Source organism: Streptomyces sp. NPDC058678 (assembly GCF_042714835.1).
Lineage (GTDB): Bacteria > Actinomycetota > Actinomycetes > Streptomycetales > Streptomycetaceae > Streptomyces.
Genome location: NZ_JBHXSG010000038.1, coordinates 40,401 through 53,905, shown reverse-complemented (window position 1 = coordinate 53,905; position 13,505 = coordinate 40,401). Strand labels below are relative to the sequence as shown.

The following is a 13,505-nucleotide window of genomic DNA, read 5'->3' as shown; positions in this document are numbered from 1 at the left end:
CCCCAGGGAACCTCACGTACGTATCGAATGTCTTCGACAGTCCCGCAGCTCAAGGAGAGTCATCGAGAGATGGCCGGTCCAGCCTTCCGCGCCGCCGCCGTCCGAGTGCGCGTCCCCGCCACCAGCGCCAACCTCGGCCCGGGCTTCGACGCCCTCGGCCTGTCGCTCGGGCTCTACGACGACGTGGTCGTCCGGGTGGCCGACTCCGGACTGCACATCGACATCGCGGGTGAGGGCAGCGAGACGCTCCCGCGTGACGAGAACCACCTTCTCGTACGGTCCCTGCGCACCGCCTTCGACCTGCTCGGCGGACAGCCGCGCGGCCTGGAGATCGTCTGCGCGAACCGCATCCCGCACGGCCGGGGCCTCGGCTCCTCCTCGGCCGCCATCTGCGCCGGCATCGTCGCCGCGCGCGCCGTGACCATAGGCGGCGAGGCCAGGCTGGACGACACCGCCCTGCTTGAGCTCGCGACCGAGATCGAGGGTCACCCCGACAACGTGGCGGCCTGTCTGCTCGGCGGTTTCACGCTCTCCTGGATGGAGGCCGGTGCCGCCCGGGCGATCAGGATGGAGCCCGCCGATTCCATCGTTCCGGTGGTTTTCGTGCCCGGTAAGCCGGTCCTGACGGAGACCGCGCGCGGACTGCTTCCGCGCACCGTGCCGCACGTCGACGCCGCCACCAACGCAGGCCGTGCCGCCCTGCTCGTCGAGGCCCTGACCAGGCGCCCCGAGCTGCTGCTGCCGGCCACCGAGGACCGTCTCCACCAGGAGTACCGGGCGCCGGCCATGCCGGAGAGCGCGGCGCTGGTGGAGCGGCTGCGGGCCGACGGGGTCCCGGCAGTCATCTCCGGCGCGGGCCCCACGGTGCTCGCGCTGGTCGACGGCGAGAGCGCCGACAAGGTCGCTCATCTGGCAGGCGGGGGCTGGGCGGCGAACCGTCTGAAGTTCGACGCCCACGGGGCGAGCGTGCTGCCACTGGCGCCCGCCAGTGACATCTGAAGTCCGGCGCTTGCCGGATTTCGAGAGGGGGAATGTTTGTTGGATCCGGTAGTGTTAACCTCAAGTCTGCACCCGACCCCACCATGGCGAGGTGCTTCACGTCCCCGTCCGGGACAGACACTCTTCCGGGAGCCTCCCAAGCCGCACTGTGTTTCGTACGACGTACGCGGGCAGTACCTCGTACGCGGGCACTGAGCGACTTGCCGGGCACGCTCCGGAACCGGTGCGACCAAGTCACGTGACACGGACACTCAGTGCCACGGCTTTCGGAAGCGCCGTCACCACATTCCTCCGCCGTTCAGGCGGACCACCGCCCCGGCACGGTCCACACAGCAAGGACCGAAGCCGGACAGCACAACCGGTCGCCGAGCCAGACAGGCCGACGTCCGCTCCAGGGAAGGACCCTTCGTGAGCGACACCACCGATCTGATGGGCGCACGTGTCGAGGAGACCGCTGCCGCGCCCGCCACGGACGCCTCCGCGCCTGCCACCGGTGCCGGCTCCCGGCGGCGCCGCGGTACCGGCCTCGACGGCATGGTGCTGGCCGAGCTGCAGCAGGTCGCCTCGGGCCTCGGCATCAGGGGCACTGCGCGCATGCGCAAGAGCCAGCTGATCGAGGTCATCAAGGAAGCGCAGGCCGGAGGAGGTGGCGCTGCTCCCAAGACGGCGAGTCCCGCTGGGGACGTCGCTGCCGAGACCAAGCCCAAGCGCCGTGCCACCTCCAAGGCCCGTACGGGCGACGAGGCCGCTCCCGCCGCCGCGAAGAAGGCGGCCGCGAAGTCCGAGGCCCCCGCCGAGAAGGCCGTGGCCCAGCAGCAGATCGAGATCCCCGGCCAGCCGGCCGGCGGCCCCTCCCGCGCGAGTGAGGCCGGGGGAGACGACGCTCCCACCGAGCGCCGCCGTCGCCGTGCCACCGCCGAGGCGGGCAGCCCGGAGACGGTCACCGCCGAGGCCAAGAGCGAGCCGAAGGCCGAGACGCCCGCCCCGCAGGCGCAGGGCGACGCCGACGGCGGCGAGGGCCGTCGTCGCGACCGCCGTGAGCGCGGCCGCGACCGTGACCGCGGCGATCGCCGCAAGGGCGACGAGCAGCAGGGCGGCCAGAGCGGTCAGGGCGGTCAGGGCGGCCAGGGCGGTCAGGGCGGCGGCCAGCCGCAGCGCCAGGACCGACAGGACCGACAGGACCGCCAGGACCGTCAGCAGCAGGGCGGCGGCGGTCGACAGGACCGTCAGGACCGCCAGCGCGACAACGGCCCGCAGGACGACGACGACTTCGACGGCGGCCGCCGTGGCCGTCGCGGCCGCTACCGCGACCGCCGTGGTCGTCGCGGCCGTGACGAGATGAGCGGCCCCGAGCCGCAGCTGGCCGACGACGACGTCCTGATCCCCGTCGCGGGCATTCTCGACATCCTCGACAACTACGCCTTCATCCGTACGTCGGGCTACCTGCCGGGCCCCAACGACGTGTACGTCTCGCTCGCCCAGGTCCGCAAGAACGGCCTGCGCAAGGGCGACCACGTCACCGGTGCCGTACGCCAGCCGAAGGAGGGTGAGCGCCGCGAGAAGTTCAACGCGCTGGTCCGCCTGGACTCGCAGAACGGCATGGCGCCCGAATCCGGGCGCGGGCGGCCGGAGTTCAACAAGCTGACGCCGCTGTACCCGCAGGACCGCCTCCGTCTGGAGACGGACCCCGGCGTCCTCACCACCCGCATCATCGACCTCGTCGCGCCGATCGGTAAGGGCCAGCGCGGTCTGATCGTGGCCCCGCCGAAGACCGGCAAGACCATGATCATGCAGGCGATCGCCAACGCGATCACGCACAACAACCCCGAGTGCCACCTGATGGTCGTCCTGGTCGACGAGCGTCCGGAAGAGGTCACCGACATGCAGCGGTCGGTCAAGGGCGAGGTCATCTCCTCGACCTTCGACCGTCCGGCCGAGGACCACACCACGGTCGCAGAGCTGGCGATCGAGCGCGCCAAGCGCCTGGTGGAGCTGGGCCACGACGTCGTCGTGCTGCTCGACTCGATCACGCGTCTGGGCCGTGCGTACAACCTCGCCGCCCCGGCCTCCGGCCGCATCCTGTCCGGTGGTGTCGACTCGACCGCCCTGTACCCCCCGAAGCGCTTCTTCGGTGCGGCCCGCAACATCGAGGACGGCGGCTCACTGACCATCCTCGCCACCGCCCTGGTGGACACCGGGTCCCGCATGGACGAGGTCATCTTCGAGGAGTTCAAGGGCACCGGCAACGCCGAGCTCAAGCTCGACCGCAAGCTCGCCGACAAGCGTGTCTTCCCGGCGGTGGACGTCGACGCGTCCGGCACCCGTAAGGAAGAGCTCCTGCTCGGCAGCGACGAGCTCGCCATCACCTGGAAGCTGCGCCGGGTGCTGCACGCGCTCGACCAGCAGCAGGCGATCGAGCTGCTTCTCGACAAGATGAGGCAGACGAAGTCGAACGCCGAGTTCCTGCTGCAGATCCAGAAGACGACCCCGACGCCGGGCAACGGCGACTGACGTCACCTTCCACGAAGGGCCACCCCTGTGCCAGGGGTGGCCCTTCGTGCTGTGTGCCCGGGATACGATCACGCTCTTCGGTCGACTTCCCGACCGCGAACTCATGATCCCGAGGGGGGACTTACGTGGGTACACCCATGTCCGGGGGCGGCGGCCGGCACAGACGGCGAATACAGATCGCCCTGCCTGTCGCCGCGGCCGGTGTGGCCGCCGCCGTGGCCGCCGCGCTGTTGACGTCGTCCGCGGGCGCCGCCACCGTCGCCACGCCGAAACCGCCGGTCAGGGCCGCCGTCGCGCAGCCCTCGCTCGCCGAGCTGGAGCAGCGGATCGCCGATGCCATGGCCGGTGACGGCACCCCGGGCGGCACGGCGGCCAAGACCTCGCTGAGCGCGAGCACCGACGCCGGCACGGCCACCGTCGACCCGCAGGTCATCGGCGGTACGACGACCACCATCACCACCGCCCCGTGGATGGCGCAGCTCTGGTACACCGACGACCAGGGCACCGTCGACGAGGGCGACGACACCGACTTCTTCTGCGGCGGTGCCGTGGTCGCGCCGACGAAGATCCTCACCGCCGCGCACTGCGTGAAGGGCTACGACTGGCATGCCGGCGGCGCCGTCGTGACCGGGACCTCGCAGCTGCCCTCGTCGGACGACCTGCACGGCGGCACCGCCAGCGGGGTCCTGCGGCAGTGGAACCACCCGGACTACAGCGCGCGGACCCTCAGCAACGACATCGCGGTGCTCACCCTGGCCCGCCCGGTCAAGGCGACGCCGATACGGATGACGACGTCCGGCGACACCGCCTCGTACGCCGCCGGCACCGGTGCGAAGCTCTACGGCTGGGGCCGTACCAGCTCCACCACCAAGGCCGTCTCCCAGACGCTGAAGACGGCGACGCTGCCGATCAAGTCCGACGCCACCTGCGCCGGCTACTACGGCGCCGACTTCGTCAAGGGCCGCATGGTCTGCGCGGGCACGCCCGCCACCGGCAGCGACACCGGTACGACGTCCGCCTGCAACGGCGACTCCGGCGGCCCGCTGGTCGTGAACAACCGGATCGTCGGCGTCGTCTCGTGGGGCGTGCCGAACTGCGTGACGAAGGGCGCGTACAGCGTCTTCACCAAGGTCAGCACGTACGTCGGCGCCGCCTATCCGCGCGTCGATGACACCAACCTGAGCTTCGACCACAAGGCCGACCTGTGGGTGCGCAACGCCTCCACCAAGACCGGCTACGAGAAGGACTCCACGGGCTCCGCCTTCGGCGCCCGCCAGTCCTGGGGCAACTGGAGCGGCGTCAACGTCGTCCTGCAGACCGACCTCAACCGGGACGGCTACCAGGACTTCGTGTACCGGGAGAGCACGACCGGCGACGTCTACTGGTGGCGCTACGTCCCGGCCACCGAGAGCTGGGCCGACCCCCAGCAGATCTTCGACAACTGGAAGACCCGCACCCGCATCCTCGCCCCCGGCGACGTCACCGGCGACTACCTGCCCGACCTGCTCTCGGTCGACTCCGCGGGCGTCCTGTGGATCTACCCCGGCAAGGGCAACGGCACCTTCGCGGCCCGCGTGAAGTTCGGCTCCGGCTGGAACCAGTACGACTCCCTGCGCGGCCACGGCGACTTCACCGGCGACGGCAAGACCGACCTGATCGCCCGCGGCAGGAGCAACGGCTACATCTACCTGTACAAGGGCACCGGCAAGTCCGGCAGCGGAGCCTTCTCCGCCAGGGTCAAGGTGCGCACCTGGAGCAGCGCGACGTACAACGCCTTCGACGCGGTCGGCGACGTCACCGGCGACGGCAAGGCCGACTTCCTGGCCCGTACGCCCGGCGGCACGCTCTATCTGTACAAGGGCACCGGCAAGGCCACCAGCGAGATCTTCGCCACAAGGATCTCCGTGGGGACCGATTTCAAGCAGTACGACATCTTCGGCTGAGCCGCTGGTGAGAGGGGTTCGCCCCGAATGGCCCGTTACGCACTGTGGCCACCGATGCACAGGGTGGTCACAGTGCGTTGTGCAACCCTTTCCCGGGTTTCGCCGTCTGACCGGGCGGAGCAACAGTGGTGCGGTCCGTGACTTCGCGTGACCGCGCCTGACCCTGAAAGCAGGGGGTAACCGAACGGACGAGATTCGAGGAGAACATGTCCGCCGAGAGCAAGCCGGAGTCCGGCATATCGGGTGAGCCCGGTACCACAGGCCGCCACCGCGCCAAGGGCAGCCGCCGCAAGCCCCGAGGCAGGCGCCGCAAGGGCGTCCTCATCATGGCCTGGACGGCAGCGGGCATCGTCGTCCTGGGCGGCAGCGGAGCCGGCTACCTCTACTTCAAGCTCAACGGCAACATCAAGAGCGTCGACATCGACTCGGCCCTCGGCACCGACCGGCCGACCAAGGTCGACAACGGCTCCGAGAACATCCTCGTCCTCGGCTCGGACACCCGTTCCGGCAGCAACAAGAAGCTCGGCGGCGGCACCGGCGACGGCAGCGCCCGCTCCGACACCGCGATGATCGTGCACGTCTACGAGGGCCACAAGAAGGCCAGCGTGGTCTCCATACCGCGCGACACCATCATCGACCGGCCCGAGTGCACCGACACCAAGGGCGACACGCACGACGCCGCGTCCGAGGTGATGTTCAACTCCGCGTACTCGACCGGGGGCGCCGCCTGCGCGGTGAAGACCGTCGAGTCCATCAGCGGCATCCGCATGGACCACTACCTCGAGGTCGACTTCAGCGGCTTCGAGAAGATCATCGACGAGCTCGGCGGAGTCACGGTCACCACGACCAAGGACATCAAGGACGACGACAGCCACCTCGATCTGGACGCCGGCACCCACAAGCTCACCGGCGAGCAGGCCCTCGGCCTGGTCCGTACCCGGCACGGCGTCGGCGACGGCTCCGACCTCGGCCGCATCCAGCTCCAGCAGGCCTTCATCAAGGCGCTGATCAACCAGGTCAAGAACATCGACCTGTTCGGCGACGGCACCAAGCTGTACGACCTCGCCAACGCCGCCACCAAGGCCGTGACGACCGACTCCGACCTGGGCTCGATCAACTCGCTCATGTCCTTCGCCAAGGGCCTGAAGGGCATCAGCGCCTCCAACATGCACATGGTCACGATGCCGGTCCAGTACGACCCGGCGAACCCGAACCGTGTGATCGTCAAGGAGGCCAAGGCCAAGCAGGTGTGGACCGCCCTCGAGAACGACAAGGCGATCCCGAAGTCGGCCACCGAGGGCACCGCCACCGGCGACGCCGACGGTGTGGTGACCTCTTCGTAGCAGGCCGTACCGCCCCTCGCGGGCCCTTGGGAATAGATCGCCCCGCCCCCCGGTTTTGGGGGATGGCGCCAGTCCTGGCAGACTGGTACGTCGGCTCCGGTTCACGCCTCCGCATCCCGCGGCTGCGACCCGGCGCCCTCCCGAAACTAGGAGACACCTTGAAGCGCGACATCCACCCCCAGTACTTCGAGACGCAGGTCAGCTGCACCTGTGGCGCGTCGTTCACCACTCGCAGCACCATCGACTCCGGCACCATCCGTGCCGAGGTCTGCTCCGAGTGCCACCCGTTCTACACGGGCAAGCAGAAGATCCTCGACACCGGTGGCCGTGTGGCCCGCTTCGAGGCCCGCTTCGGCAAGGCCGCCGGCTCCAAGAAGTAGCGAGCCCCATTTCGCCGGTCCACGGTCGCGCCCCCTCATCCGGGCGCACCGGGACCGGCGTTTTTGGTCGCACGCCTTCCCTTTCACCCGCAGTAACAGGAGCCCTGAGATGTTCGAGGCCGTCGAGGACCTCGTCGGTGAGCACGCCGACCTGGAGAAGAAGCTGGCCGACCCGTCGGTCCACGCGGACCAGGCGAACGCGCGCAAGCTGAACAAGCGGTACGCCGAGCTCACTCCGATCATCGCCACGTACCGCTCCTGGAAGCGGACCGGCGACGACATCGAGACCGCGCGCGAGTTCGCCGCCGACGACCCGGACTTCGTCGCCGAGGTCAAGGAACTGGAGAAGCAGCGCGAGCAGTTGACCGAGAAGCTGCGCCTCCTCCTCGTCCCGCGCGACCCCAGCGACGACAAGGACGTCATCCTCGAGATCAAGGCGGGCGCGGGCGGCGACGAGTCGGCCCTGTTCGCCGGTGACCTGCTGCGGATGTACCTGCGGTACGCCGAGCGGGTCGGCTGGAAGACCGAGATCATCGACGCCACCGAGTCCGAACTGGGCGGCTACAAGGACGTCCACGTCGCCGTGAAGACCAAGGGCGGCCAGGGTGCCACCGAGCCCGGGCAGGGCGTGTGGGCCCGGATGAAGTACGAGGGCGGGGTGCACCGCGTGCAGCGGGTGCCGGCGACCGAGTCCCAGGGCCGTATCCACACCTCCGCGGCCGGTGTCCTCGTCACGCCCGAGGCCGAGGAGGTCGACGTCGAGATCAACGCGAACGACCTTCGTATCGACGTGTACCGCTCCTCCGGTCCCGGCGGCCAGTCCGTCAACACCACCGACTCCGCCGTGCGCATCACGCACATTCCCACCGGAGTCGTCGCCTCGTGCCAGAACGAGAAGAGCCAGCTGCAGAACAAGGAGCAGGCGATGCGTATCCTGCGCTCCAGGCTGCTTGCCGCGGCGCAGGAGGAGGCGGAGCGTGAGGCCGCCGACGCCCGCCGCAGCCAGGTCCGCACCGTCGACCGCTCCGAGAAGATCCGCACGTACAACTTCCCGGAGAACCGCATCTCGGACCACCGCGTCGGCTTCAAGTCGTACAACCTGGACCAGGTCCTGGACGGCGACCTCGACGCGGTGATCCAGGCCTGCGTCGACGCGGACTCGGCAGCGAAGCTGGCGGCCGCGTAAGCGTGTAAGGACACACCCACGCACGAGGACGACACGGAGGACTTGCGTGAACCTGCTGCTCGCAGAGGTGGCCCAGGCCACCCAGCGGCTGGCCGACGCCGGCGTGCCCTCGCCGCGCAACGACGCGGAGGAGCTCGCCGCGTTCGTGCACGGCGTGAAGCGGGGCGAGCTGCACTCCGTGAAGGACTCCGACTTCGACGCCCGCTACTGGGAGGTCATCGCCCGGCGTGAGCAGCGCGAACCGCTGCAGCACATCACCGGCCGGGCCTTCTTCCGGTATCTGGAACTCCAGGTCGGGCCAGGGGTGTTCGTCCCGCGTCCCGAGACCGAGTCGGTGGTCGGCTGGGCCATAGACGCCGTACGCGCGATGGACGTGGTCGAGCCGCTGATCGTCGACCTGTGCACCGGGTCGGGCGCGATCGCCCTCGCCCTCGCCCAGGAGGTCCCGCGCTCGCGTGTGCACGCCGTGGAGCTGTCCGAGGACGCCCTGAGGTGGACGCGGAAGAACATGGAGGGGTCCAGGGTCGACCTGCGTCAGGGCAACGCCCTGGACGCCTTCCCGGACCTCGACGGCCAGGTCGACCTGGTCATCTCCAACCCGCCGTACATCCCGCTCACCGAATGGGAGTACGTCGCTCCCGAGGCGCGGGACTACGATCCCGAACTCGCCCTGTTCTCGGGGGAGGACGGCCTCGACCTGATCCGCGGCATCGAACGCACCGCACACCGGCTCCTTCGCCCGGGCGGTGTCGTCGTCATCGAACACGCCGACACCCAGGGCGGCCAGGTGCCGTGGATCTTCACCGAGGAGCGGGGCTGGGCCGACGCGGCCGACCACCCCGACCTCAACAACCGCCCGCGCTTCGCGACCGCCCGCAAGGCGACGCCGTGAGCGCCCCGCACATCTTCGACCCGCAGCAGTACGTGTACTTCGTGTACGAGGAGGCCCGCTAGACATGGCACGGCGATACGACACCAACGACGCGACCGACCGCTCGACCGGTCTGCGCGAGGCCGCGTCCGCCGTCCGCCGTGGCGAGCTCGTGGTGCTGCCGACCGACACGGTGTACGGCATCGGCGCCGACGCGTTCTCCTCGGAAGCGGTCCACGACCTGCTGGAGGCCAAGGGCCGGGGCCGCAACATGCCCACCCCTGTCCTCATCGGCTCCCCGAACACCCTGCACGGCCTGGTCACGGACTTCTCCGAGCTGGCCTGGGAGCTGGTCGACGCCTTCTGGCCGGGCGCGCTCACGCTGGTCGCCAAGCACCAGCCGTCCCTCCAGTGGGACCTCGGGGACACCCGTGGCACGGTCGCCGTGCGCATGCCGCTGCACCCGGTCGCCATCGAGCTGCTGACCGAGGTCGGCCCCATGGCCGTCTCCTCCGCGAACCTGACGGGTCACCCGGCGCCGGAGGACTGTGACGCGGCGCAGGAGATGCTCGGCGACTCGGTCTCCGTGTACCTGGACGGCGGTCCGACGCCCGGCAACGTCCCGTCCTCGATCGTCGACGTCACGCGTGAGGTGCCCCTGCTGCTGCGCGCGGGCGCGATCTCGGCGGACGAGCTGCGCAAGGTCGTACCCGACCTCGAGGTGGCGAATTGACGGCCCCTGACGCGGGGCGTGGCATAGGCAACGGGGAAGGGGCGGGAAGCCTGTTCGAACAGGGCCTCCCGCTCGACAGCTTCCGCATCCTCCACGTCAGCACCGGCAACGTGTGCCGCTCACCGATCACCGAGCGGCTGACTCGCCATGCCCTGGCGGACCGGCTCGGCGACCCCCGGTGGGGCGGGCTGATCGTGGAGAGCGCCGGCACCTGGGGCCACGAGGGCGCGCCCATGGAGGCCAACGCGGAGACCGTGCTGGCCGACTTCGGCGCGGACGCCTCCGGCTTCACCGGCCGCGAACTGCTCGACGAACACGTCATCAGGGCCGACCTGGTCCTGACGGCGACCCGTGACCACCGCGCCCAGGTCATCTCCATGGGCCACTCCGCGGGCCTGCGCACCTTCACCCTGAAGGAGTTCACCCGCCTGGTGAAGGCGATCGACCCCGCGACCCTGCCTCCCCTGGAGGACGGCATGGTGGCCCGCGCCCGCGCCCTGGTCCGTGCGGCAGCGGCTCTACGCGGGTGGCTGCTGGCCCCGACGGCCGAGGCGGACGAGGTGTACGACCCGTACGGCGCCCCGCTGACGTTCTTCCGGTCGATCGGGGACGAGATAAACCAGGCGCTGGATCCGGTCGTCACGGCGCTCACGGGCGTCCCCGCAAAGGCGTAACGACCGAGCACCCCACCCGTCCCGGGCCTACATTGGACGTACGTCCCCGTCGACGCCCGGAGCCCACCATGTCGGTCACCCATGCCCCTGAGACCGCCGACGTCCTGCGGCGGCAGGACCCCGAGCTGGCCGAGATCCTGCTCGGGGAGGCCGACAGGCAGTCGACGACGCTGCAGTTGATCGCCGCCGAGAACTTCTCCTCGCCGGCCGTGCTGGCCGCCCTCGGCTCGCCCCTCGCCAACAAGTACGCGGAGGGGTACCCCGGTGGCCGGTACCACGGCGGCTGCGAGATCGTCGACGTCGCCGAGCGGATCGCCGTGGAGCGGGCGAAGGCGCTGTTCGGGGCCGAGCATGCCAACGTGCAGGCCCACTCGGGCTCGTCGGCCGTGCTGGCCGCGTATGCCGCCCTGCTGCGCCCCGGCGACACCGTGCTCGCCCTCGGGCTGCCCTACGGCGGCCACCTCACGCACGGCTCGCCCGCCAACTTCTCCGGCCGCTGGTTCGACTTCGTGGGGTACGGGGTGGACGCGGAGACCGGGCTCATGGACCACGACCAGGTACGCACCCTCGCCCGTACGCACCGGCCCAAGGCGATCGTGTGCGGTTCCATCGCCTATCCCCGGCACATCGACTACGCCTACTTCCGGGAGGTCGCCGACGAGGTGGGTGCCTACCTGATCGCGGACGCCGCCCACCCCATCGGTCTCGTCGCCGGGGGAGCGGCGCCGAACCCGGTGCCGTACGCCGACGTCGTGTGCGCCACCACCCACAAGGTGCTGCGCGGTCCGCGCGGCGGCATGATCCTGTGCGGCGCCGATCTCGCCGAGCGGGTCGACCGCGCGGTGTTCCCCTTCACCCAGGGCGGCGCCCAGATGCACACCATCGCCGCCAAGGCCGTCGCGTTCGGCGAGGCGGCGACACCGGCCTTCACGGCGTACGCCCATCAGGTGGTCGCCAACGCCCGGGTGCTGGCGGCGAGGCTCGCCGCCGAGGGGCTCGTCGTCACCACCGGCGGGACCGACACCCACCTGGTGACGGCCGATCCGGCGCCGCTCGGCGTCGACGGCCGCACCGCGCGCGGCCGGCTCGCGGCGGCCGGGATGGTGCTGGACTGCTGTGCGCTGCCGCACGCCGACGTCCGCGGCCTGCGCTTCGGCACCGCGGCCGTGACCACGCAGGGCATGGGGGAGGCGGAGATGGTGCGGATCGCCGCACTGTTCGCGCAGGTCCTCAGGGGTGACGTGGAGAGCCAGAAGGCCCGTGGAGAAGTGCGGGAGCTGGCCGGGGGATTTCCGCCGTATCCCGGCTGAACCTGGGTAGGCGCTGATCAGTGCACAGCCACACGTGCAACCATCGTCGCTACCCGGAAGTCCTCACCCCTATGCGCGCATCGCTAGGGTGTGGGACTGAGATGGCCAGCGAGACCTGTGGGGAAGCCCGTGCGTGAATACCTGCTGACGCTCTGCGTCACGGCCGCGGTGACGTATCTGCTGACAGGGCCGGTACGGAAGTTCGCGATCGCGGCCGGGGCGATGCCGGAGATCCGGGCGCGTGACGTGCACCGGGAACCCACTCCGCGGCTCGGCGGGATCGCGATGTTCTTCGGGCTGTGTGCGGGCCTGCTGGTCGCGGACCACCTGACCAATCTGAACCAGGTCTTCGAGAAGTCGAACGAGCCGCGCGCGCTGCTCTCCGGAGCGGCTGTCATCTGGCTGATCGGCGTCCTGGACGACAAGTTCGAGATCGACGCCCTGATCAAGCTGGGCGGCCAGATGATCGCCGCGGGCGTGATGGTCATGCAGGGTCTGACGATCCTGTGGCTGCCGATCCCGAGCGTCGGCACGGTCGCGCTGACCCAGTGGCAGGGCACCCTGCTGACGGTGGCGCTGGTCGTCATCACCATCAACGCGGTCAACTTCGTGGACGGCCTCGACGGCCTCGCCGCCGGCATGGTGTGCATCGCGGCGGCCGCGTTCTTCATGTACGCCTACCGCATCTGGTACTCGTACGGCATCGAGGCGGCCGCCCCGGCCACGCTGTTCGCGGCGATCCTGATGGGCATGTGCGTGGGCTTCCTGCCGCACAACATGCATCCGGCGCGGATCTTCATGGGCGACTCGGGCTCGATGCTGATCGGACTGGTGCTGGCCGCCGGCGCGATCTCCATCACGGGTCAGGTCGACCCGGACAACCTGTTCGGCGGGTCCGAGCGCAGCGCGGTGCACCAGATGGTGCCGATCTACATCCCGCTGCTGATGCCGCTGACCATCATCGCGATCCCGGCCGCCGACCTGATCCTCGCCATCGTGCGCCGCACCTGGCGCGGCCAGTCGCCGTTCGCGGCGGACCGCGGCCACCTGCACCACCGCCTGCTGGAGGTCGGCCACTCGCACAGCAGGGCCGTCCTGATCATGTACTTCTGGTCGGCGCTGATCGCTTTCGGCGCGCTCGCCTACTCGGTGAACTCGGCGTCCATGTGGATCGTGCTCGGTGTCGTGTTCCTCAGCGCGATCGGGCTGTTGCTGCTCCTGCTGCCCCGCTTCACGCCGCGCGCCCCGCGCTGGGCCCAGCACTTCGTGCCGCCGCGCTACCGCCGCCGGGCGGACGCCGAGGAGCCCGCGCCGACGGCCGTGGTGGAGGGGGAGAGCCGCGCTCCCGTGGCCGCCGGGGTGTCGGGCGTCAACGGAGCGACCGCCCTCGGTGGCCGTGCACGTCTTCTGGACGGGCGCAAGGCCGGGACGTCGCGCTGACAGGGACAAGGTAAGAATCTGACTAGAGCATTGCCAAGTCGTGGGGAAGCAAAGTGGAAGCAAAGTTCCCCAATACCAGACAAGTCGCCCCGGTTCCTGCACAGACGCGCACTGT

The 13,505-nt window shown here is 70.1% G+C and carries 11 protein-coding genes; all 11 read left to right on the top strand.

Going from position 1 to position 13,505, the window contains the following annotated elements:
* Positions 1-69: 69 nt before the first annotated feature.
* A complete protein-coding gene (gene thrB / locus ACFWWR_RS29900; RefSeq protein ID WP_383866951.1) occupies positions 70-999 on the top strand; it encodes a homoserine kinase in 930 nt (309 codons plus the stop codon).
* A gap of 408 nt (positions 1,000-1,407) precedes the next feature.
* Complete coding sequence (gene rho / locus ACFWWR_RS29895) at positions 1,408-3,510, top strand: transcription termination factor Rho (RefSeq protein WP_384306335.1); 2,103 nt, start codon at positions 1,408-1,410, stop codon at positions 3,508-3,510.
* A 137-nt stretch (positions 3,511-3,647) separates the two neighbouring features.
* Positions 3,648-5,453, top strand: a complete 1,806-nt coding sequence (locus ACFWWR_RS29890; protein WP_384306442.1) for a trypsin-like serine protease — start codon at positions 3,648-3,650, stop codon at positions 5,451-5,453.
* Between the two features lie 206 nt (positions 5,454-5,659).
* The gene (locus ACFWWR_RS29885; protein ID WP_384306333.1) at positions 5,660-6,796 is read left to right on the top strand and encodes an LCP family protein; all 1,137 of its coding nucleotides are present in this window, start codon (positions 5,660-5,662) and stop codon (positions 6,794-6,796) included.
* A gap of 158 nt (positions 6,797-6,954) precedes the next feature.
* Entirely contained in the window at positions 6,955-7,176 is a 222-nt protein-coding gene (gene rpmE / locus ACFWWR_RS29880) for a 50S ribosomal protein L31 (RefSeq protein WP_383866945.1), read from the top strand.
* Between the two features lie 109 nt (positions 7,177-7,285).
* Positions 7,286-8,362: a peptide chain release factor 1 gene (prfA, locus tag ACFWWR_RS29875; protein ID WP_383866943.1), complete on the top strand. Its 1,077-nt coding sequence runs from the start codon at positions 7,286-7,288 to the stop codon at positions 8,360-8,362.
* Positions 8,363-8,408: 46 nt separating this feature from the next.
* Positions 8,409-9,254, top strand: a complete 846-nt coding sequence (prmC, locus tag ACFWWR_RS29870; protein WP_217239356.1) for a peptide chain release factor N(5)-glutamine methyltransferase — start codon at positions 8,409-8,411, stop codon at positions 9,252-9,254.
* Between the two features lie 64 nt (positions 9,255-9,318).
* Positions 9,319-9,966 (top strand): L-threonylcarbamoyladenylate synthase, encoded by a 648-nt coding sequence (locus ACFWWR_RS29865; RefSeq protein WP_030596966.1) that lies wholly within the window; start codon positions 9,319-9,321, stop codon positions 9,964-9,966.
* On the top strand, positions 9,963-10,640 hold the full coding sequence (locus ACFWWR_RS29860) for a protein-tyrosine-phosphatase (RefSeq protein WP_383866941.1): 678 nt from the start codon (positions 9,963-9,965) through the stop codon (positions 10,638-10,640). Before ACFWWR_RS29865 ends, ACFWWR_RS29860 begins: the two co-directional genes overlap by 4 nt.
* A 68-nt stretch (positions 10,641-10,708) precedes the next feature.
* On the top strand, positions 10,709-11,950 hold the full coding sequence (gene glyA / locus ACFWWR_RS29855; RefSeq protein ID WP_383866939.1) for a serine hydroxymethyltransferase: 1,242 nt from the start codon (positions 10,709-10,711) through the stop codon (positions 11,948-11,950).
* 129 nt (positions 11,951-12,079) lie between these two features.
* Positions 12,080-13,390, top strand: a complete 1,311-nt coding sequence (locus ACFWWR_RS29850; protein WP_383866937.1) for an MraY family glycosyltransferase — start codon at positions 12,080-12,082, stop codon at positions 13,388-13,390.
* Positions 13,391-13,505 lie beyond the last annotated feature (115 nt).

What these genes read in the sequence shown, in the direction of transcription:
- prfA (WP_383866943.1), top strand. Translation starts at nt 7,286, where the DNA reads ATGTTCGAGGCCGTCGAGGACCTCGTCGGTGAGCACGCCGACCTGGAG.
- thrB (WP_383866951.1), top strand. Translation starts at nt 70, where the DNA reads ATGGCCGGTCCAGCCTTCCGCGCCGCCGCCGTCCGAGTGCGCGTCCCC.
- glyA (WP_383866939.1), top strand. Translation starts at nt 10,709, where the DNA reads ATGTCGGTCACCCATGCCCCTGAGACCGCCGACGTCCTGCGGCGGCAG.
- ACFWWR_RS29890 (WP_384306442.1), top strand. Translation starts at nt 3,648, where the DNA reads ATGTCCGGGGGCGGCGGCCGGCACAGACGGCGAATACAGATCGCCCTG.
- ACFWWR_RS29885 (WP_384306333.1), top strand. Translation starts at nt 5,660, where the DNA reads ATGTCCGCCGAGAGCAAGCCGGAGTCCGGCATATCGGGTGAGCCCGGT.
- ACFWWR_RS29865 (WP_030596966.1), top strand. Translation starts at nt 9,319, where the DNA reads ATGGCACGGCGATACGACACCAACGACGCGACCGACCGCTCGACCGGT.